Source organism: Solirhodobacter sp., assembly GCF_964715405.1.
In genome coordinates this window covers 58,504-77,919 of the sequence record NZ_CBAICG010000014.1, presented here as the reverse complement: position 1 = coordinate 77,919, position 19,416 = coordinate 58,504, and the positions used below count along the sequence as shown (strand labels likewise).

The window sequence follows — 19,416 nt, the reverse complement described above, 5'->3', positions numbered from 1 at the left end:
TCAGCCCCCCAGGAAGGTCTTGCGGACCTCCGGGTTGGCCAGCAGGGCCTCGCCGGTGTCGGTGTAGCGGTTGGCGCCCTGCACCAGAACATAGCCCTTGTCGGCGATGTTCAGCGCCTGGCGGGCGTTCTGTTCCACCATCAGGATCGAGATGCCCGAGCGGGCAACCTCGATGATGCGGTCGAACAGCTCGTCCATCACGATCGGCGACACGCCCGCGGTGGGCTCGTCCAGCATCAGCACCTTGGGTTGCGTCATCAGCGCGCGACCCACGGCAACCTGCTGGCGCTGACCGCCGGACAACTCGCCCGCCGCCTGCTTGCGCTTCTGCTTGAGGATCGGGAACAGGTGGTAGACCTGCTCCAGCGTGGTGCGGATGTCGTCGCGGCGCAGGAAGGCGCCCATTTCCAGGTTCTCCTCCACCGTCATCGAGGTGAAGATGTTGTGGGTCTGCGGCACGAAGGCCATGCCGCGGGCGACGCGGTCCTGCGGGGAAAGGCCGGTGATGTCCTGCCCGTCCAGCTTCACATGGCCACCGCGCAGCTTCAGCATCCCGAACACCGCCTTCATCGCGGTGGATTTGCCGGCGCCGTTCGGGCCGACGATCACCGCGATCTGGCCCTTGTCGACTGCGACGGTGCAATCGTGCAGGATGTCGACCGGGCCGTAGCCGCCGGTCATGTTCTCGCCGATCAGGAAGCTCATGCCGTGGCCTCCTTCTTCACCTTGTTCTTCAGCCCGGTGCCCAGATAGGCCTCGATCACCGCCTCGTTTTCCATGATGTTGGCGGCCGAGCCCTGGGCCAGAACCTTGCCCTCGGCCATCACGATCACCGGGTCGCACAGGCGGCCGATGAAATCCATGTCATGCTCGATCACGCAGAAGGTGTAGCCGCGTTCCTTGTTCAGCCGCACGATGGCGTCGCCGATGGTGTTCAGCAGCGTCCGGTTCACGCCCGCGCCGACCTCGTCCAGGAACACGATCTTGGCGTCCACCATCATCGTGCGGCCGAGTTCCAGCAGCTTCTTCTGGCCACCGGAAATCTGCCCGGCCTTCTGGTCGGCAAGATGGGAAATCGTCAGGAATTCCAGTACCTCGTCGGCCTTCTTCGCCAGCGCGCGTTCCTCGGCGGCAATCTTGCCGCGGCGGAACCAGGTGTTGAACAGCGTCTCGCCTTCCTGACCCGCGGGCACCATCATCAGATTCTCGCGCACGGTCATGGAACTGAACTCGTGGGCGATCTGGAAGGTGCGCAGCAGGCCCTTGTGGAAAAGCTCGTGCGGGCTGAGCCCGGTGATATCCTCGCCATCCATCGTGACGCGGCCCGCAGTCGGCGGCAGGCGTCCGGCGATAACGTTGAACAGCGTGGTCTTGCCGGCCCCGTTCGGGCCGATCAGGCCGGTGATGGACCCTGGCTGTATCCGCAGCGAGGCGCCATCGACGGCATGAAACCCGCCGAAATGCTTGTGCAAATCTTCGACGACGATCATCTCGTGTCTCCCCTGGTAGCCCGCTTCTTTACCCGCAAGGCGGGCAGGAGGGGCCTTATTGTTAAGCGAACGGCCCGGGGTTTGTCCCGGGCCGTCGTCTCTCAGGCGCGGCGCGCGCGGATCACTTGTACTCGTCCGTGACCTGCTTGCCGTCCTTGATCGTGTAGATGCGGTAGTTGCCGGCAGATTCGCCCGGCCCGATCAGGTGCACGGCGGTTGCGCCCTCGTAGTCGATCGGCTTGCCGGCGGCGAGCAGCGCCAGGCCCTTGGCCAGTTCGCCGGGCAGGATCTTCTCGCCCGGGCCGTTGGCCACGTCCATCACCTTGCCCTTGAGGTCGGCCGACTTCGACGACTTGGCGGCCTGCATCGCCAGCATGATCAGCGCGGCGGCGTCATAGGACTCCGGCGCGAAGGACGAGGTGCCGTCGATCCCGGCGGCCTTCGCCATCTCGAGGAACTTGCGCGAGCCGTCGTTGTCGACGCCCGGCACGTCGCCGTACGACCCGTCGAGCGGCTTGCCGATCGCCTTGATCAGGCTGTCGCCGTACATGCCGTCGGGCAGGTAGAAGGTCTTGAAGGCGCCGGCGTCGAGCGCGGCCTGGATGATGCCCTTGCCGCCCTGGTCAACGTAGCCCGCCACGACCAGCAGGTCGCCACCGGCCGAGGCCAGCGCACCGACTTCGGCCGAGTAGTCGGCCTTGCCGTCTTCATGCGCGGCCGAGATGGTGATCACGCCACCGGCCTTTTCGAACGAGGTCTTGAACGCGTCGGCCAGACCCTTGCCGTAGTCGTTGTTGGTGTAGGTCAGCGCGACTTTCTTGACGCCCTTGGCGATCAGTACGTCGGCCATCACCTGGCCTTGGCGCGCATCCGACGGCGCGGTGCGGAAGAACAGCCCGTCATCCTCGGCGGTCGACAGCGCGGGCGAGGTCGCCGAAGGCGAGATCATCACGATGCCGTTCGGGCGCGCGACCGATTGCAGCACGGCCCCGGTGACACCCGAGCAGTCGCCGCCGACGATGGCGTTGACCTTGTCCGAGGTGACCAGACGCTGGGCGGCGGCGGTGGCCGCGGCGGCGTCCGTGCAGGTGTCGTCGCCCTTCACGGCCTCGACCGTGGCGCCGCCAAGCAGCGCCTTGGAGTCGTTCACTTCCTTGATCGCCATTTCAGCGGACTTCAGCATGATCGGCGTGATCGATTCGAGCGGGCCGGTATAGCCCAGCAGAACGCCGATCTTGATGTCTTCGCCCGCGGCAGCCCCTGCCACAAGCGCGAGTGCGGCCGAAGCCAGCAACAGTTTTTTCATTTTACTCTCCCATGTTGGATCGAAATCCGGTTTTTACCCTAGAGGGGCGCGCAGAAAAAGAAAAGCCACTCGCTGATGGGTTCGCCCGCCCGAAATTCACGGTGAGTTGAGGGTTCACACCCGGACAGGACCGATGTCGCCGCGATCCGGACGGTCTTTGCCCGCCCCGGAGTAAGCCCGTGCCGGTGTCAGATCGAAAGCCGCGTGCCCTGGGTGCCGCGCTCGCGATAGGGCGTGGTGTTGTAATGCGCGCGATAGCACTTGGAAAAGTGCGAGGGGCTGGCAAAGCCGCAGGCCAGCGCCACGTTGATGACGCTCATGTCGGTCTGCATCAGCAGGTTGCGCGCCTTTTGCAGCCGCAGTTCCATGTAATAGCGTTTCGGGCTGCGGTTCAGGTAGCGCCGGAACAGCCGTTCAAGCTGGCGGGTCGACATGCCGACATCCTCGGCCAGATCGGCGGGGCTGATCGGCTCCTCGATGGCGTTTTCCATCATCTGGATGACCTGGCTCAGCTTGGGGTGACGTACCCCGATCCGGGTCGGAATCGACAGCCGCTGGGTGTCCTGATCGGTGCGGATCGCGTTGTAGATCAGCAGGTCGGCGACGGTGTTGGCGAGCGTCTCGCCGTGGTCGGCGGCGATGATCTTCAGCACCAGGTCGATCGAGGCCGTGCCCCCCGCGGTCGACAGCCGGTTGCCGTCCATCACGAAGACCGACTTGGTCAGCTTGACCTGCTCGAATTCCTCGACGAAGCCATCCATGTTCTCCCAGTGGATGGTCGCCTTCTTGCCGTCCAGCAGCCCGGCCCGCGCCAGCGTGTAGGATCCGGTGCACATGCCGCCGATGGTGATGCCGCGCCGCGCCTCGCGCCGCAGCCAGCTGACGACGGGGCGGGTGGTGGTGCGCTGGATGTCCAGACCGCCGCAAACCAGCACGATGTCGTCGCGGTCGATCTCTTCCAGGCCGATGTCGAGCTTGAAGGTGGCCCCGTTGGAACAGGTGGCGGTGTCGCCGGTCTCGCCGGCCAGCAGCCATTCATACAGCGGCTTTCCCGCGACGTAGTTGGCCAGCCGCAGCGGCTCGATCGCGCAGGCGAAGGAGAGCATGGTGAAACGATCCAGCAGCAGGAAGACAAACCGCTTCTGCGCGGTCTGTCCGGCTTCCACAGGCAATCTGCGCTTCGATTCGAGCATGGAGCGACCCATTTGTGTCGTTTCTGTGATCCGGATATACCTTTCATGGGGGTCTTCAAGGGGAGATCGGTCGGATTCCCGGTTTGCAAGCGCCAAGGCGCTTCTTTATAACGCGCCGACACCGCTGAACCGACCTGAATCCCGGAGACGAACATGACCAAGGGCTGGACCAAATCCGACTGGCGCATCAAGCCGCGGGTGCAGATGCCCGATTATCCGGATCAGGCGGCGCTGAATGCGGTCGAGGCGCAGTTGGCGAAGTATCCGCCGCTGGTCTTTGCCGGCGAGGCGCGACGGCTGAAGAAGGCGCTCGGGCAGGTGGCCGAGGGGCGCGCCTTCATCCTGCAAGGCGGCGACTGCGCCGAAAGCTTTGCCGAATTCTCGGCCGACAATATCCGCGACACCTTCCGCGTGATGTTGCAGATGGCGGTGGTGCTGACCTATGGCGCCAAGCTGCCGGTGGTGAAGATCGGCCGGATGGCGGGCCAGTTCGCCAAGCCGCGCTCGACCGCGTCCGAGGTGATCGGCGGCGTCGAACTGCCGTCCTATCGCGGCGACATCATCAACGGCTTCGATTTCTCGCCCGCCGCAAGGGTGCCCGATCCGGCGCGGATGCTGCAGGCCTATACCCAGGCCGCCGCCTCGCTCAATCTGCTGCGCGCCTTCTCGACCGGCGGTTTCGCCGACATCCACCGGGTGCATTCCTGGACGCTGGGCTTCGCCGAGAACGACAAGGCGGAACGCTACCGCGAGTTGTCGGCGCGGATCTCGGATGCGCTTGATTTCATGAACGCGGCCGGGGTCAACGCCTCGACGGCGCATGAACTGGGCACGGTGGACTTCTACACCAGCCACGAGGCGCTGCTGCTGGAATACGAAGAGGCGCTGTGCCGAATCGATTCGACCACCGGGCTGCCGGTGGCGGGCTCGGGCCACATGATCTGGATCGGCGACCGCACCCGGCAGCCGGACGGCGCGCATGTCGAATTCTGCAAGGGCGTGCAGAACCCGGTCGGGCTGAAATGCGGGCCCTCGCTGAGCACCGACGACCTGAAGGTGCTGATCGACAAGCTGAACCCGGAAAACGAGGCGGGCCGCCTGACGCTGATCGCGCGGTTCGGCGCGGGCAAGGTCGGCGAGCACCTGCCGCGCCTGATTCGCGCGGTGCAGGAAACCGGCGCCAAGGTCGCCTGGGTCTGCGATCCGATGCACGGCAACACGATCAAGTCGCCCTCGGGCTACAAGACGCGGCCATTCGAATCGGTGCTGCGCGAGGTGCGCGAGTTCTTCGCGGTGCACAACGCGGAAGGCACCATCCCCGGCGGTGTGCATTTCGAGATGACCGGCAAGGACGTGACCGAATGCACCGGCGGCCTGCGCGCCGTGACGGATGAGGATCTGTCCGACCGCTACCACACCGCCTGCGACCCGCGCCTGAACGCCAGCCAGTCGCTGGAGTTGGCGTTCCTGGTGGCCGAGGAACTCTCGATGCGGCGCGACATGCAGCGGGCGGCGGCGCTTTAGGCGCCGTCAGGTCCGGGTCTGAACGACGTGAAACACCGGGCGCTGCGGCCGGTAGGTCGCAGGTGCCTCGGCCATCGCGGCGATCGGCAGCGAAGGTTCCCGCAGGTCGCGGCGCGTGACGAGGATCGGCAGATGCCGCACCTCGGTGATCGCAAAGCGGCGCGGCGCGCGCCCGATGGTGCCGGTGGCGACGATGCACCCAAGCGCATGGGCCAGCACGCCGTTGCGGTCGGCCAGCGGCAGCAGCAGCATCTGCCCGTCGAGTGCCGGGGCGCCAAGGCTCCAGCCCGCGTGCAGGCCCAGCACGACGCCGCAGCGGCCGTGGAACACCGTCTGCAAGGCGGTGGTCAGGGTTTCCCGCGCGGGCAACGCCATCAGCGCGCCGAGCGGCATTCCGCGCACCTCCATCCCCATCAGCTCGCACAGATGCTGGCCCGCGACGCGCAGCCGGGCGTGGCCGGGGGCGATGCGGTCGATCAGCAGCGTGTGGCTCAGCGCGCGCTCGATGCCGCGCGGGTCGACCTCGGCCCGCGTCGGCGCCTCGCGGCCATCACGCAGCGCCTCCCAATAGCTGCGTACCTCTTCGATCAGCGGTGACCGGATCATCTGGTCCTTCCCCCGGAACGCGATGACCGCGCCCCCTGTTGCCTGCTCCCTGGTCATGTGATCCTCCCTCTCTGCCCGCGCGGGGCGTCGATTGCCGGTTGGAGAACCTTCTGTTAACCCTATGACGGCAATGCTTACCTCCCGGTTAACGTACACCCGAACCGGGGCGCGAGGGGGCGAAAACTGAACATTTGGTAAATGGCTGGGGAGACGGGCGATGGTCATGTCGATGACGGGGTTTGCCAGCCGCCGGGGCGAGGGCGCGGGCGCGGCCTGGTCCTGGGATCTGCGTTCGGTGAACGGCAAGGGCTTTGATCTGCGGCTGCGCCTGCCCGACGGCATCGAGGGGCTGGAACCCGCGGTGCGCGCCGAGGTCTCGCGCGGGGTGGCGCGCGGCAGCGTCAGCCTGGGCCTGCGGGTCGACCGGGCGACCGGCGCGGCGGCGCTGCGGGTCGATCCCGAGGCGCTCGCGGCGGTGCTCGCCGCGCTGAAGCAGATCGAGACCGCGGCGCTTGACGCCGATGTGGCGCTGTCGCCCGCCAGCACCGCCGAGGTGCTGACCCAGCGCGGCGTGCTGACCGGCGCCACCGAGGCCGACCCCGCGCCGCTGCTGGCCGCGCTGCTGGCCGACCTGCCGCGGTTGCTGGCCGATTTTCACGCCATGCGGGCGGCCGAGGGCCGGGCGCTGTCGGACGTGCTGCGCGCGCAGGTGGCCCGGATCGCGGCGCTGGCCACCGAGTCGCGCGCGCTGGCCGAGGCCCGGCGCGGGCAGGCCGCCGCGACGCTGCGCGACTCGCTCGACCGGGTGCTGGCGAATGCCGAGGGGATCGAGCCGGCCCGGCTGGCACAGGAACTGGCGCTGCTGGCGGTGAAAACCGACGTGACCGAGGAACTCGACCGGCTCGACGCCCATGTCGCCGCCGCGCGCACCCTGCTGGCGGAAACCGGGCCGGTGGGCCGCAAGCTCGACTTCCTGATGCAGGAGTTCAACCGCGAGGCCAACACGCTCTGTTCCAAGGCGCAGTCGGCCGAGTTGACGCGGGTGGGCCTTGACCTGAAGGTGACCATCGATCAGATGCGCGAGCAGGTGCAGAACGTGGAGTAACCCGATGCAAAGGCGCGGGCTTCTGATCATCCTGTCGTCGCCCTCGGGGGCGGGGAAATCGACGCTGTCGCGGCGGCTGATGGCCTGGGATGCCAGCCTGCGCTTCTCGGTCTCGGCCACCACGCGGCCGCCACGGCCGGGCGAGGCGGACGGGCGGGAATACTATTTCCGCAGCCGTGACCAGTTCGAGGCGATGGTGGCGGCGGGCGCGATGTTGGAACATGCCGAGGTGTTCGGCAACCGCTACGGCTCGCCGCGTGGCCCGGTGGTGCAGGCGATGGAGGAGGGGCGCGACACGCTCTTTGACATCGACTGGCAGGGTGGCCAGCAGATCAAGCAGGCAATGCGCGAGGATGTCGTCTCGATCTTCATCCTGCCGCCCTCGATGGCCGAACTGGAACGCCGCCTGACCACCCGCGCGCAGGACAGCGCCGAGGTGATCGCCGCGCGGATGGCGAAAAGCGAGGCTGAAATCAGCCACTGGGCAGAGTATGATTATGTTCTGGTCAACCGCGACCTCGACGAAGCCGAGGCGGACCTGCGCACCATCCTGATGGCCGAACGGATGCGCCGCCCGCGCCAGCCTTGGCTGTCGGAGTTCGTGCGTGACCTCAAACGGGAGTTCGAAACTCGATGATCTACAGTCTGGACGGCATCGCCCCGCAGCTTCCCCCGGACGGCGACTGGTGGGTTGCTCCGGATGCCAACGTGATCGGCCGCGTGGTGCTGGAAACCGGCGCCTCGGTCTGGTTCGGCGCGACCCTGCGCGGCGACAACGAAGTGATCAGGGTCGGTGCCGGGTCCAACATCCAGGAAAACGCGGTGCTGCACACCGACATGGGCTTCCCGCTGACGATCGGGCCGAACTGCACCATCGGCCACCGCGCCGTGCTGCACGGCTGCACGATCGGCGAGGGCACCCTGATCGGCATGGGCGCCACCATCCTCAACGGCGTGAAAATCGGCCGGGGTTGCCTGATCGGCGCCTGCGCGCTGATCACCGAGGGCAAGGAGATCCCCGACCACTCGCTGGTGATGGGTTCCCCCGGCAAGGTGGTGCGCCTGCTTGATGCCGAGGCGCGCGCCCGGCTGGTGCTCAGCGCCAAGGGCTATCACCTGAACATGCAGCGGTTCCGCGACGGGCTGCGGCCCGCCTAAGGCGGACTACAGCGTGACGCGGGCGCCCGTTGCGGCACTGTCGGCCATCGCGTGGATCACCCGCTCAAATCCCGCGGCATCGGTGAAATCGGGGTGGCAGGCGGGCCCACCCGCGATCGCGCGCAACAGCGCCGCGCATTCGATCACCTTGAGGTCGTTGAAGCCCAACTGGTGGCCGGGCGCCGGGCAGAAAGCGCCGTAGGGCGGATGGTCGGGGCCGGTCAGGATGGTCTTGAAGCCCTGTTCGGCCTTCGGGCCGCGGTTCTGGTAAAGCTGCAGCTCGTTCATCCGCTCCTGGTCGAAGATCACCATGCCCTCGGTGCCGTGCACCTCGAACCCCAGCCGCGACTTGCGGCCCCAGGCGGATCGCGACGACACCAGCGTGCCCTCCGCACCGCTGGCAAAGCGCACCAGCGCGGCGGCGGCATCCTCGTTTTCCACTTTTGCGCGGCCGGTGCCGTCGGGCAGCGGGCGGGTGGCGTGGATGATCTGAGTCTCGGCGACCAGGCTCTCGACCGGCCCCATCAGGCCCAGCGTCATCGAGACGAGGTGGCACATCAGATCGCCCAGCACGCCCAGACCCGCCTCGGCCAGTTGCGCGCGCCAGCTCCACGGCAGGGCGGGATCGGCCTGATAATCCTCCTCGACCCAGCCGCGAAACTGCACCACGCGGCCGATGGCGCCGCCGGAAATCAGCCGCTGCGCATGGGTATAGGCGGGGTTCCTGATGTAGTTGTAGCCGACCATCGTGACCACGCCCGCGGCCCTCGCCGCCGCCGCCATCTCTTCCGCTTCGGCCAGTGTCAGCGCCATCGGCTTTTCGCACCAGACATGCTTGCCCGCCGCAATTGCCGCCAGCGCCATGCGGTGATGCAGCTTGTTCGGCGTGGTGATCGAGACAAGGTCGATGCCCGGATCGGCCACCAGCGCCTGCCAGTCGTCGGTGGCACGGGCAAAGCCGAACTGGTCGGCGAAGCGGCGCGCCTGATCGGGCAGCGTGTCGCACAGCGCCGCAAGCACCGGGCGCGGCACATCGCCCATCACCGCCTTGACAGCGCCGTAGGCCAGTGCATGGGTCTTGCCCATGAAGCCGGTTCCGATCAGTCCGACGTTGATGCTGTCCATCTGCGGCCCCGTCTGCGGTGAGGTTGGAATATTTGTTCCATGTGTGCTATCCGGCGGGTGGGGTGGTCTGTCAAGGGAATTCAGATGACGGAAATCGAAGCTCTCGCGACCCCGGTCAGCGTCGAGGAATTCCGCGAGCGGCTGTCGTCGATGTCCGACGCGATGCCGAAGCGGCTCAGGCAATGCGCCGATTTCATCGCGGCCAATTCCGACCGGATCGCGGTGTCCACCGTCGCCGAACTGGCGGCGGGGGCCGAGGTGCCGCCCTCGGCGCTGATGCGGTTTTGCCAGATCATGGGGTTTTCCGGCTTCTCCGGCATGCAGCGGCTGTTCCGCGAGGCCTATGTGCCGGGCTGGCCGGATTATTCGACGCGGCTGACCAACTTGAAGGAAAGCGGCACCGGCAGCCCGGCGGCGCTGCTGGCCGAGTTCGTCGAGGCCGGGCGGCTGTCGCTGGAGTCGCTGGCGAAGGCGGCGGACGAGGTCGCGCTCGACGCCGCCGTGGCGGCTCTGATCGGGGCCGACACGATTCACCTGATCGGCCTCCGCCGGGCCTTCCCGGTGGCAAGTTACCTGGCCTATGCCTTTGAGAAGATGGATATTCCGGCGATGCTGCATGACGGGGTCGGCAAGCTGGATCACCGCCACGCGCTGCGGCCGGGCGATGTGCTGCTGGCGATCACCTTCGCGCCCTACAGCGAGGAAACGCTGACCCTGGCGCAAGACGCACGCGACCGGGGCCTGCCGGTGGTGGCGGTCACCGACCGGCTGACCAGCCCGCTGTCCCGCCACGCGACGGCGATCCTGACCGTTCCCGAGGTCGATTTTGGCGCCTTCCGCTCGCTCTCCGCGACGCTGGCGCTGGCGATCACGCTGGCGGTCGCGGTGGGAACCGGGCGGCGCCCGGCCTGAGCCCGAACTGAGCCAGAAGAAAAAGCTTTTGCCGCGCGCAAAAATGGAATAAAAATTCCAAAACGCCGCCATGCCCGAGTCTCGGAGCAAGGCGGCCGTGCGGAGGAACGGCATGAAGCCCTTGGATGTCATCACGATCGGCCGATCCTCGGTTGACCTTTACGGCGCGCAGGTCGGCGGGCGGCTGGAAGACATGGGGTCGTTCCAGAAATACGTCGGCGGCTCGCCCACCAACATGGCCACCGGCACGGCGCGGCTGGGGCTCAAATCCGCCCTCATCACCCGCGTCGGCGACGAACACATGGGGCGCTTCCTGCGCGAGGAACTGGCGCGCGAAGGCGTCGATGTGCGGGGGGTGAAGACCGACCCCGAACGGCTGACCGCGCTGGTGCTGCTGGGCATCCGCGACGAGCATCATTTCCCACTGATCTTCTACCGCGAGAACTGCGCCGACATGGCGCTGTGCGAGGATGACATCGACCCCGCCTTCATCGCCGAGGCGCGCGCCGTGGTGGCAACCGGCACCCACCTGAGCCACCCGCGCACCGAGGCGGCGGTGCTGAAGGCGCTGCGGCTGGCGCGCGAGACCGGGGCGCAGACCGCGCTCGATATCGACTACCGTCCCAACCTCTGGGGGCTGGCCGGGCATGGCGCGGGCGAGGAGCGGTTCATCGCCAGCGCCGCCGTCACCGCACGGCTGCAAAAGGCGCTCCACCTGTTCGACCTGATCGTCGGTACCGAAGAGGAATTTCACATCGCGGGCGGCAGCACCGACACGATCGCGGCGCTGCGGGCGGTGCGGGCGGTTTCGGGCGCCACGCTGGTGTGCAAGCGCGGGCCGATGGGGGCCGCGGCCTTCACCGGGGCGATTCCCGACACGCTGGATCAGGGCGAGGCCGGGCCAGGTTTCCCGATCGAGGTGTTCAACGTGCTGGGCGCGGGCGACGGCTTCATGTCGGGGCTCATCAAGGGCTGGCTCGATGGCGAGCCCTGGCCGGTGGCCTTGACATACGCCAATGCCTGCGGGGCTTTCGCGGTCAGCCGTCACGGCTGCACCCCGGCTTACCCGAGTTGGGAGGAGCTGCAGTTCTTCCTGCGTCGCGGCGTCGTGACCAAGGCGCTGCGCAAGGACGCGGAGCTGGAGCAGGTGCACTGGGCCACCAACCGGCACGGCGACTGGTCCACGATGCGGGTTTTCGCCTTCGACCACCGGATGCAGCTTGAGGATATGGCGCGCGAGGCGGGCGCCGATGCCGCGAAGATCGGCGCGTTCAAGCAGCTTTGCCTCGACGCCGCGCTGAAGGTGGCGGATGGGCAACCCGGCCACGGCATCCTCTGCGACGGGCGGCTGGGGCGCGATGCGCTTTACCGGGCGGCGGGGACGGGCCTGTGGATCGGGCGGCCGGTCGAATGGCCGGGCTCGCGCCCGCTGGCGGTGGAGCCCGAGTTGGGCCCGGATTTCGGTGGCCTGGCGGAATGGCCGCTGGCCCATGTGGTCAAGGTGCTGTGCTTCTATCACCCCGCCGACGACGCCGCGACCAAGGCCGCGCAAGAAGACACCGTGCTGCGCCTGTTCTCGGCCGCGCGGCGCAACCGTCTGGAATTCCTGCTGGAAATCATCCCCTCGAAGGTCGCGCCGGTGACCGACACGACCTCGGCCGAGGTGATCCAGCGCTTCTATGATCTGGGCGTCTTCCCCGACTGGTGGAAGCTGGAACCCTTCACCACCGACGCCGCCTGGACCGAGGCCTGCGCCGCGATCACGCGGAACGATCCGCGCACGCGGGGCGTGGTGGTGCTGGGTCTCGATGCGCCCGAGGCGGAACTGGCCGCCGCGTTGGTGCTGGCGGCGCGCCACGATCTGGTCAAGGGCTTCGCGGTCGGCCGCACGATCTTCGGCGAGGCGGCGCGGGGCTGGCTGTCAGGCGCGTTGAGCGATGCCGAGGCAGTGGCGCAGATGGCCGGAAAATACGACAATCTGTGCAAGATATGGGACCGCGTGCGCGGTCTGAGGGAGACGGCGGCATGACCACGATCCGGTTGACGGCGGCGCAGGCGATGATGCGCTGGCTTTCGGTGCAGACGACCGAAGACGGCGGGCGTTTCATCGAGGGCGTCTGGGCGATCTTCGGCCACGGCAACGTGGCGGGCATCGGCGAGGCGCTGCAGGGGATCGGCGCCGCCCTGCCGACCTGGCGCGGCCATAACGAGCAGACGATGGCGCACACGGCGGTGGCCTTCGCCAAGGCCGCCAAGCGGCGCCGCGCGATGGCGGTAACGACCTCGATCGGGCCGGGGGCGCTGAACCTTGTCACCGCGGCGGCGGTGGCGCATGTCAACCGGCTGCCGGTGCTGCTGCTGCCCGGCGACGTCTTCGCCAGCCGCGCGCCCGATCCGGTGCTGCAACAGGTCGAGGATTTCGGCGACGGCACGGTGTCGGCCAACGATTGCTTCCGCGCCGTCAGCCGCTATTTCGACCGCATCTCGCGCCCCGAGCATCTCTTGACCGCCCTGCCGCGCGCCTTCCGGGTGATGACCGACCCGGCCGACTGCGGGCCGGTGACGCTGGCCTTCTGTCAGGATGTGCAGGCCGAGGCCTACGACTACCCCGAAAGCTTCTTCGCGCCGAAGGTCTGGCGCTTCCGGCGCCCCGAACCCGATGCGGGCGAACTGGCGGCGGCCTTGGCGGCGCTGAAGGCGGCGAAGGCGCCGGTGATCGTGGCCGGCGGCGGGGTGATCTATTCGGGGGCCGAGGCGGCTTTGGCGGCCTTTGCCACCGACCACGGCATCCCGGTGGTGGAAACCCAGGGCGGCAAGTCGGCGCTGGCGCATGATCACCCGCTGAACTTCGGCCCCGTCGGCGTGACGGGCGCGGCAAGCGCCAATGCGGTGGCGGAAACGGCCGATCTGGTGATCGGCCTTGGCACAAGGTTTCAGGATTTCACCACCGGGTCCTGGGCGCTGTTCAAGAACCCGGCGCGCAAGATCCTGTCGATCAACGTGCAGCCCCACGACAGCTTCAAGCATGGGGCGCAAAGCCTTGTTTCGGATGCGAAAGTGGCGCTGGAAAAGCTGACGGTGGGGCTGGCGGGCCGGCGCTTTACCGCGCCCGACGCCGGCCTGAAGGCGGCATGGGCAGCGGAGGTCGCGAAGGTCACGGCGGCCCCGCCCACGGGCAATGCGCTGCCCACCGACATGCAGGTGATCGGCGCGGTGCAGCGGCAGGCGCGGCCCGAAACGGTGATCATGGGCGCCGCGGGCACGATGCCGGGCGAGTTGCACAAGATCTGGAACGCCGCGCCGGGCGGCTATCACATGGAATACGGCTTTTCCTGCATGGGCTATGAAATCGCGGGCGCGCTCGGCATCAAGATGGCGCGGCCCGGGGCGGATGTGATCTGCATGGTCGGCGACGGCAGCTACATGATGGCCAACAGCGAACTGGCGACGGCGGTGATGATGGGCATCGCCTTCACCGTGGTGGTGACCGACAACCGCGGTTACGGCTGCATCAACCGGTTGCAGAAGGCCACCGGCGGCGCACCGTTCAACAACCTGCTGGATGACAGCTATCACGTGACCCCCTCGGCGATCGACTTCGTGGCGCACGCCGGGTCGATGGGGGCGCTTTCGGTAAAGGCGGCGGATATCTGTGACCTGGAGGAGAAACTTCAAGCGTCGCGTGAAGACCGCCGCCCGACCGTGATCGTCATCGACACCGATCCCGCGCCCTCCACCGAAGCCGGCGGATATTGGTGGGAAGTGGCGGTGCCCGCGGTCAGTCCGCGGCCCGAGGTCCGCGCGGCCCGCGCAAATTACGAAGAAAAATTGAAAAACCAGCGGCTTGCCGACTGAACCTGAGGTAACACATGATCCGTTACGGAACCAATCCCATCGCCTGGTCGAACGATGACGACCAGACCCTGGGCGCAGACATCAGCCTTGAGCAATGCCTCGACGAGACGGCGCAGCTTGGCTTTGACGGCATCGAGAAGGGGCACAAGTTCCCGACCACCGCCGAGGGGCTCAGGGCCGTGCTGACGCCGCGCGGGTTGCAATTCGTCTCGGGCTGGCACTCGACCAACCTGCTGGTGAACAGCGTGGCGGCCGAAAAGGCGGCGATGCAGCCGTTCCTCGACCTGCTGAAAGCGATGGGGTCGCAGATCATCATCGTTTGCGAAACCTCGAACGCGATCCACGGCGCCGACGGGATGGCCGTGAACGACCGCCCGCATCTGCCTGATGCGGAATGGAAAACCTTTGGCGCCGGGATCGAGGCGCTGGCGCAGTACGCCGCCGCGCAGGGGATCACGCTGGTCTATCACCACCACATGGGCACCATCGTCGAGGCCGAGTGGGAGATCGACCGGCTGATGGCGGAAACCGGGCCCGCGACGCATCTGCTGCTGGATACCGGGCACTGCACCTTTGGCGGTGGTGATCCGGTGCGGCTGGCGCGCAAACACATGGGCCGGGTGCGGCACATCCACTGCAAGAACGTGCGCCCCGCCGTGATGGCCGCGGTCCGCGAACAGGGGCTGAGCTTCCTTGAGGGCGTGCGGCGCGGCGTCTTCACCGTGCCGGGCGACCCCGAGGGCGCGGTGGACTTTCCGCCGGTGCTGAAGATCGCGGCGGAGCATGGCTATCAGGGCTGGCTGGTGATCGAGGCCGAACAGGACGCCGCGGTCCGCATTCCGCTGCACTATCAGGGGATCGGCCTGCGCTATCTGAAGGCGATCACGACAGCCGTGGGGCTTGACCGCTGAGGCCGGGCGCCGGGGGCTGTCTGCCCCCGGATCCCCGAGGATATTTGGGAACGGAAGAAGGGGCGGGCGATGGCGAAGCTGATGGTGAAGCCGCAGGGAACGCGCGGCAAGGTGCACGATGTCACGCCCGCAAGTGCCGGTTGGGGCTATGTCGGTTTCGGGCTCTACCGCCTGGCGCCCGGCGAGACGGTGGCGGAACCGACCGGTGACCGCGAGGTGATGCTGGTGCTGGTCGAGGGGCGCGCGCAGATCGGCGCGGGCGACGATGACTTCGGCGTCATGGGCGAGCGGATGGACGTGTTCGAGAAGACGCCGCCGCATTGCCTTTATGTGCCGAACGGCTCGGACTGGTCGGCGACGGCGGTGACCGATTGCACGCTGGCGGTCTGCGCGGCGCCGGGCAAGGGCGGGCACAAGGCGCGGCGGATCGGGCCGGAGGGCATCACGCTGACCCAGCGCGGGCAGGGCGCCAACACCCGCTTCATCAACAACATCGCGATGGAAAACGAGGATTATTGCGATTCTCTGCTGGTGACCGAGGTGTTCACGCCGCAGGGCAACTGGTCCTCCTACCCGCCGCACCGGCATGACGAGGACGACTTTCCGCGCATGACCTATCTGGAGGAGACCTATTATCATCGGCTCAACCCGGCGCAGGGCTACGGCATTCAGCGGGTGTTCACCGAGGATGGCAGTCTGGACGAGACCATGGCGGTGCAGAACCACGATGTGGTGCTGGTGCCGAAGGGGCATCATCCCTGCGGCGCGCCCTATGGCTACGAGATGTATTACCTCAATGTGATGGCCGGGCCGATCCGCAAGTGGCGCTTTGCCAACCATCCCGATCACGACTGGATCTACCGGCGCGACAACCCCTCCGCCTGAGCGGATCAGGACGGCCGGACATCCAGCGTCACGTCAATGCCGGGGGCGAGCGCGGCAAGTTCGGCCTGCACGAGTTGCAGCGACGGCAGCGGCGGGCAGAGCACGCGCACCCGCCCGCGAAAGCCGAGCGCGTCGAGACGCTCGATCACCATCCCGGCGTCGAACTCCGCGCCGAACAGCGGGCTGACCACGACGTCGGGGCGCAGCGCGGCCAGAAGGCGCGCGTTGAGGTCGGCGAAGGCGGTGCCCGCGATCTCGGTTCCGTTCGCCGAATCATGGAGGACGGGCAGCCGCGCGCCGATCACCAGCACGCGCAACGGTGTCGTCCGAGACGGGGATTTGCCCGGTTTGGGTTCCACGCTGTCGATGCCCCTCATGGGCTCCGTCGCCGAAGCCGCGCATTGCCGAACTGCCATGAACGTGTGCCGTCACTCGTTGATACACGCAGAGGTTACACGGCCTGCAGGCTGGAGCAAGAGCGGTGACAGGGGCATGGGTTGCGGCTGCGGCAAGATTGCCGCAGGCTCCAGCCGAGGCGCGGCATGGGGCAGGGAGGAGCGGGCAGGTGGAATCGACCCTGGTGAAATCGCTGCTGGACGGCCTGCCGCAACCGCTGGTGCTGATCGGCAGCGACGATCGGATCATGGCGGCGAACGCCGCCGCGCGGGCGCTGTTCGGGCCGGCGATCGAGGGGCGGCACTACATCACCGTGCTGCGCCAGCCCGCGCTGCTGGACGCGATCGAGGGAACGTTCCGACACCGCCAGCCGACCCAGGCGCGCTATCTGGTCACCGGCCCCGCGCGGGAGACGGTGTGGAAGGTGCTGGCCGCCGCGGTTGGCGGCGAGGGCATGACCGGGGTGCTGGTCAGTTTCGAGGACATCACCGATCTGGAGCAGATCGGCCAGATGCGGCGCGATTTCGTGGCGAATGTCAGCCACGAGTTGCGCACGCCGCTGACCGCGCTGCTGGGCTTCATCGAGACGCTGAAGGGCGCCGCGCGCGACGATGCGGTGGCGCGCGAACGCTTCCTCACGATCATGGCGCGCGAGGCCGAGCGGATGAACCGGCTGGTGCACGACCTCTTGTCGCTGAGCCGGGTCGAGGCGGAGGAGCGCGTCCGCCCGACCGAAAGGGTCGACGTGACCGCGCTGATCGGCGCGTCGGTGACGGCGTTGCGCAGCATGGCGCAGGCGGCGGGTGTCGTGCTGGAGGTGACCGGCGAGAGCGGCCCGGTGCTGGTCCAGGCCGACGCCGACCAGTTGACCCAGGTCTTCAACAACCTGATCGAGAACGCGGTGAAATACGGCGGCGCGGGCCAGCGCGTCACCATCGCCGTCAGCCGCGAGGCGCGCGATCTGAGCTTGCGCGGCCCGGCGGTGCGGATCGACGTAATCGACCGCGGCGAGGGCATCGACGCGATCCACCTGCCGCGGCTGACCGAGCGGTTCTACCGCGTCGACAGCCACCGCTCGCGCGAGAAGGGCGGCACCGGGCTGGGCCTTGCCATCGTCAAGCACATCGTCAACCGCCACCGCGGGCGGTTCCGCATCGACAGCGAAAAGGGCAAGGGCAGCCGGTTTTCGGTGTTTCTGCCGGAAAGTTGAGCCCTTGCGGGGGGTTTTTGCGGACGCACTGGATAACTGTCATCGAACTGTTACAAGACGTTCGCAAAACCATAACCTCGCCGCATTAGACCGCCGCCAGCAGGACTGCACCGACCGTCGCGCCCCCCGCGGGCAGACCGGCCGGAACGGATCGGGGGCGCCTTCGCTGCGGAGCGTCGCCGGGCCGGACAGTCCGGGCCCGGTTTGCCAGGAACCGACCCCGGACCCGTCCGTTGCCCAAGGAGCGCAGCATGGAGATCAGGATGACCAACGCGCATACCGCCAAGGCCTTTGACGACGACCTCGAGATCATCCAGGCGATGATCATGAAGATGGGCGGCCTGGTCGAGACCGCGATCCTCGACGCCTCGCAGGCGCTTGAAACGCGCGACGAGGAACTGGCCGAGCGGGTGCGCGCCAATGACGCGCTGATCGACCAGCTTGAGGAGCAGGTGAATACCGAGGCCGCCCGGCTGATCGCGCTGCGCGCGCCGACCGCGTCGGACCTGCGCACCGTGCTGACGGTGATGAAGATCTCGGCCAATCTGGAACGGGTCGGCGACTATGCCAAGAACATCGCCAAACGCTCGACCGTGCTGGCGCAGATGACGCCGATCGCGGGCGCGGGCGGCGCGCTGCGGCGGATGGCGAAGGCGGTCGAGGCGATGATGAAGGACGCGCTGGACGCCTATACCCAGCGCGACGCCGAACTGGCCGCCGACGTGCGCCAGCGCGACCTCGACGTGGACCAGATGTACAACGCGCTGTTCCGTGAATTCCTGACCCACATGATGGAAGACCCGCGCAACATCACGGCCTGCATGCACCTGCATTTCATCGCCAAGAACCTGGAACGGATGGGCGACCACGCCACCGCGATTGCCGAGCAGGTGATCTACCTTGTCACCGGGTCGCTGCCGGGCGAGACCCGGCCGAAGGGCGACACCACGTCTTTCGTGCACCCTGACGGAGACAATTGATGGCGACGCCCGAACTGCCGATGGTTCTGGTGGTCGAGGACGAGCCGGCGCAACGCGAGGTTCTGGCCTACAACCTGGAGGCCGAGGGGTATCGGGTGGCAAAGGCCGAGGACGGCGAAGAGGCGCTGATGCTGGTCGAGGAGGAAGCCCCCGACCTGATCGTACTGGACTGGATGCTGCCCAATGTCTCGGGCATCGAGGTCTGCCGCCGCCTGAAGACCCGCGCCGAGACGCGCGGCGTGCCGATCATCATGCTGTCGGCCCGGTCCGAGGAAGTCGACCGGGTGCGGGGCCTGGAAACCGGCGCCGACGACTATGTGGTGAAGCCCTATTCCATCGTCGAGCTGATGGCCCGCGTGCGCGCCCAGTTGCGCCGGGTGCGCCCGTCGAGCGTCGGCGAGACGCTGGAATTCCGCGACATCCGGCTGGATGCCGAAAGCCACCGCGTCTTTCGCGGCGACAACACGCTGAAGCTGGGGCCGACCGAATTCCGTCTGCTGGCGACCTTCATGGAAAAGCCCGGCCGGGTCTGGAGCCGCGAGCAACTGCTGGACCGCGTCTGGGGCCGCGACATCTACGTCGACACCCGCACCGTCGACGTGCACATCGGGCGGCTGCGCAAGGCGCTGTGCCAGTTCGGCGGCGAGGATCCGGTGCGCACCGTGCGCGGCGCGGGGTATGCGCTCGGCTGACAAGCAAGGCGCCCGGCGGGGCGCGCCGGGGGTGCTGCCCCCGGACCCCCGGGATACTTATGGACCGA

General features: G+C 67.6%; 19 protein-coding genes. 12 read left to right on the top strand and 7 right to left on the bottom strand.

The window, feature by feature from the left end; genetic code table 11:
- The 4 genes from AC11WY_RS08590 to AC11WY_RS08575 form a co-directional block, all read right to left on the bottom strand.
- Positions 1–705, bottom strand: a complete 705-nt coding sequence (locus AC11WY_RS08590; protein ID WP_482924459.1) for an ABC transporter ATP-binding protein — start codon at positions 703–705, stop codon at positions 1–3.
- A complete protein-coding gene (locus tag AC11WY_RS08585; protein ID WP_482924457.1) occupies positions 702–1,490 on the bottom strand; it encodes an ABC transporter ATP-binding protein in 789 nt (262 codons plus the stop codon). The genes AC11WY_RS08590 and AC11WY_RS08585 overlap by 4 nt, the downstream gene beginning before the upstream one ends.
- A 121-nt stretch (positions 1,491–1,611) precedes the next feature.
- Complete coding sequence (locus tag AC11WY_RS08580) at positions 1,612–2,796, bottom strand: ABC transporter substrate-binding protein (protein WP_482924455.1); 1,185 nt, start codon at positions 2,794–2,796, stop codon at positions 1,612–1,614.
- 188 nt (positions 2,797–2,984) lie between these two features.
- Positions 2,985–3,989, bottom strand: a complete 1,005-nt coding sequence (locus tag AC11WY_RS08575) for a GlxA family transcriptional regulator (RefSeq protein ID WP_482924453.1) — start codon at positions 3,987–3,989, stop codon at positions 2,985–2,987.
- Positions 3,990–4,142: 153 nt separating this feature from the next.
- Between AC11WY_RS08575 and AC11WY_RS08570 the strand changes: the two genes are divergently transcribed.
- The gene (locus tag AC11WY_RS08570; RefSeq protein ID WP_482924451.1) at positions 4,143–5,513 is read left to right on the top strand and encodes a class II 3-deoxy-7-phosphoheptulonate synthase; all 1,371 of its coding nucleotides are present in this window, start codon (positions 4,143–4,145) and stop codon (positions 5,511–5,513) included.
- A 6-nt stretch (positions 5,514–5,519) separates the two neighbouring features.
- On the opposite strand, the gene AC11WY_RS08565 is transcribed toward AC11WY_RS08570, so the two are convergent.
- Positions 5,520–6,176: a PAS domain-containing protein gene (locus AC11WY_RS08565; protein WP_482924449.1), complete on the bottom strand. Its 657-nt coding sequence runs from the start codon at positions 6,174–6,176 to the stop codon at positions 5,520–5,522.
- Between the two features lie 160 nt (positions 6,177–6,336).
- Here AC11WY_RS08565 and AC11WY_RS08560 point away from each other — a divergent pair, with 160 nt between their 5' ends.
- The 3 genes from AC11WY_RS08560 to AC11WY_RS08550 are packed head-to-tail and all read left to right on the top strand — an operon-like array spanning position 6,337 to position 8,382.
- Entirely contained in the window at positions 6,337–7,224 is an 888-nt protein-coding gene (locus AC11WY_RS08560) for a YicC/YloC family endoribonuclease (protein ID WP_482924447.1), read from the top strand.
- 4 nt (positions 7,225–7,228) lie between these two features.
- Complete coding sequence (gmk, locus tag AC11WY_RS08555; RefSeq protein WP_482924445.1) at positions 7,229–7,861, top strand: guanylate kinase; 633 nt, start codon at positions 7,229–7,231, stop codon at positions 7,859–7,861.
- On the top strand, positions 7,858–8,382 hold the full coding sequence (locus AC11WY_RS08550) for a gamma carbonic anhydrase family protein (RefSeq protein ID WP_482924443.1): 525 nt from the start codon (positions 7,858–7,860) through the stop codon (positions 8,380–8,382). The genes gmk and AC11WY_RS08550 overlap by 4 nt, the downstream gene beginning before the upstream one ends.
- 6 nt (positions 8,383–8,388) lie before the next feature.
- Here the strand turns inward: AC11WY_RS08550 and AC11WY_RS08545 are convergent, their stop codons facing one another.
- On the bottom strand, positions 8,389–9,507 hold the full coding sequence (locus AC11WY_RS08545; protein WP_482924441.1) for a Gfo/Idh/MocA family protein: 1,119 nt from the start codon (positions 9,505–9,507) through the stop codon (positions 8,389–8,391).
- Positions 9,508–9,591: 84 nt separating this feature from the next.
- Here AC11WY_RS08545 and AC11WY_RS08540 point away from each other — a divergent pair, with 84 nt between their 5' ends.
- From AC11WY_RS08540 to iolB, 5 genes are all read left to right on the top strand, one after another.
- The gene (locus AC11WY_RS08540; protein WP_482924439.1) at positions 9,592–10,419 is read left to right on the top strand and encodes a MurR/RpiR family transcriptional regulator; all 828 of its coding nucleotides are present in this window, start codon (positions 9,592–9,594) and stop codon (positions 10,417–10,419) included.
- Positions 10,420–10,531: 112 nt separating this feature from the next.
- Positions 10,532–12,448, top strand: coding sequence for a bifunctional 5-dehydro-2-deoxygluconokinase/5-dehydro-2-deoxyphosphogluconate aldolase (locus AC11WY_RS08535; RefSeq protein ID WP_482924437.1), 1,917 nt, complete (start codon positions 10,532–10,534; stop codon positions 12,446–12,448).
- Entirely contained in the window at positions 12,445–14,274 is a 1,830-nt protein-coding gene (iolD, locus tag AC11WY_RS08530; RefSeq protein WP_482924435.1) for a 3D-(3,5/4)-trihydroxycyclohexane-1,2-dione acylhydrolase (decyclizing), read from the top strand. The genes AC11WY_RS08535 and iolD overlap by 4 nt, the downstream gene beginning before the upstream one ends.
- A 14-nt stretch (positions 14,275–14,288) precedes the next feature.
- Positions 14,289–15,185, top strand: coding sequence for a myo-inosose-2 dehydratase (iolE, locus tag AC11WY_RS08525; protein WP_482924433.1), 897 nt, complete (start codon positions 14,289–14,291; stop codon positions 15,183–15,185).
- A gap of 69 nt (positions 15,186–15,254) precedes the next feature.
- On the top strand, positions 15,255–16,070 hold the full coding sequence (iolB, locus tag AC11WY_RS08520) for a 5-deoxy-glucuronate isomerase (protein WP_482924431.1): 816 nt from the start codon (positions 15,255–15,257) through the stop codon (positions 16,068–16,070).
- A 5-nt stretch (positions 16,071–16,075) separates the two neighbouring features.
- Here the strand turns inward: iolB and AC11WY_RS08515 are convergent, their stop codons facing one another.
- A complete protein-coding gene (locus tag AC11WY_RS08515; protein ID WP_482924429.1) occupies positions 16,076–16,447 on the bottom strand; it encodes a hypothetical protein in 372 nt (123 codons plus the stop codon).
- Positions 16,448–16,635: 188 nt separating this feature from the next.
- On the opposite strand from AC11WY_RS08515, the gene AC11WY_RS08510 reads away from it, so the two are divergent.
- The 3 genes from AC11WY_RS08510 (at position 16,636) to phoB (ending at position 19,348) form a co-directional block, all read left to right on the top strand.
- Positions 16,636–17,676 (top strand): sensor histidine kinase, encoded by a 1,041-nt coding sequence (locus tag AC11WY_RS08510; protein WP_482924427.1) that lies wholly within the window; start codon positions 16,636–16,638, stop codon positions 17,674–17,676.
- A 251-nt stretch (positions 17,677–17,927) separates the two neighbouring features.
- Positions 17,928–18,656, top strand: coding sequence for a phosphate signaling complex protein PhoU (phoU, locus tag AC11WY_RS08505; RefSeq protein WP_482924425.1), 729 nt, complete (start codon positions 17,928–17,930; stop codon positions 18,654–18,656).
- On the top strand, positions 18,656–19,348 hold the full coding sequence (gene phoB / locus AC11WY_RS08500; RefSeq protein ID WP_482924423.1) for a phosphate regulon transcriptional regulator PhoB: 693 nt from the start codon (positions 18,656–18,658) through the stop codon (positions 19,346–19,348). The genes phoU and phoB overlap by 1 nt, the downstream gene beginning before the upstream one ends.
- Positions 19,349–19,416: the final 68 nt, after the last annotated feature.

Excerpts from the sequence above, each read along its gene's own strand:
- AC11WY_RS08590 (WP_482924459.1), bottom strand. The coding sequence starts at position 705 with ATGAGCTTCCTGATCGGCGAGAACATGACCGGCGGCTACGGCCCGGTC.
- AC11WY_RS08585 (WP_482924457.1), bottom strand. The coding sequence starts at position 1,490 with ATGATCGTCGTCGAAGATTTGCACAAGCATTTCGGCGGGTTTCATGCC.
- AC11WY_RS08580 (WP_482924455.1), bottom strand. The coding sequence starts at position 2,796 with ATGAAAAAACTGTTGCTGGCTTCGGCCGCACTCGCGCTTGTGGCAGGG.
- AC11WY_RS08575 (WP_482924453.1), bottom strand. The coding sequence starts at position 3,989 with ATGCTCGAATCGAAGCGCAGATTGCCTGTGGAAGCCGGACAGACCGCG.
- AC11WY_RS08570 (WP_482924451.1), top strand. The coding sequence starts at position 4,143 with ATGACCAAGGGCTGGACCAAATCCGACTGGCGCATCAAGCCGCGGGTG.
- AC11WY_RS08565 (WP_482924449.1), bottom strand. The coding sequence starts at position 6,176 with ATGACCAGGGAGCAGGCAACAGGGGGCGCGGTCATCGCGTTCCGGGGG.
- AC11WY_RS08560 (WP_482924447.1), top strand. The coding sequence starts at position 6,337 with ATGGTCATGTCGATGACGGGGTTTGCCAGCCGCCGGGGCGAGGGCGCG.
- gmk (WP_482924445.1), top strand. The coding sequence starts at position 7,229 with ATGCAAAGGCGCGGGCTTCTGATCATCCTGTCGTCGCCCTCGGGGGCG.
- AC11WY_RS08550 (WP_482924443.1), top strand. The coding sequence starts at position 7,858 with ATGATCTACAGTCTGGACGGCATCGCCCCGCAGCTTCCCCCGGACGGC.
- AC11WY_RS08545 (WP_482924441.1), bottom strand. The coding sequence starts at position 9,507 with ATGGACAGCATCAACGTCGGACTGATCGGAACCGGCTTCATGGGCAAG.
- AC11WY_RS08540 (WP_482924439.1), top strand. The coding sequence starts at position 9,592 with ATGACGGAAATCGAAGCTCTCGCGACCCCGGTCAGCGTCGAGGAATTC.
- AC11WY_RS08535 (WP_482924437.1), top strand. The coding sequence starts at position 10,532 with ATGAAGCCCTTGGATGTCATCACGATCGGCCGATCCTCGGTTGACCTT.
- iolD (WP_482924435.1), top strand. The coding sequence starts at position 12,445 with ATGACCACGATCCGGTTGACGGCGGCGCAGGCGATGATGCGCTGGCTT.
- iolE (WP_482924433.1), top strand. The coding sequence starts at position 14,289 with ATGATCCGTTACGGAACCAATCCCATCGCCTGGTCGAACGATGACGAC.
- iolB (WP_482924431.1), top strand. The coding sequence starts at position 15,255 with ATGGCGAAGCTGATGGTGAAGCCGCAGGGAACGCGCGGCAAGGTGCAC.
- AC11WY_RS08515 (WP_482924429.1), bottom strand. The coding sequence starts at position 16,447 with ATGAGGGGCATCGACAGCGTGGAACCCAAACCGGGCAAATCCCCGTCT.
- phoU (WP_482924425.1), top strand. The coding sequence starts at position 17,928 with ATGGAGATCAGGATGACCAACGCGCATACCGCCAAGGCCTTTGACGAC.
- phoB (WP_482924423.1), top strand. The coding sequence starts at position 18,656 with ATGGCGACGCCCGAACTGCCGATGGTTCTGGTGGTCGAGGACGAGCCG.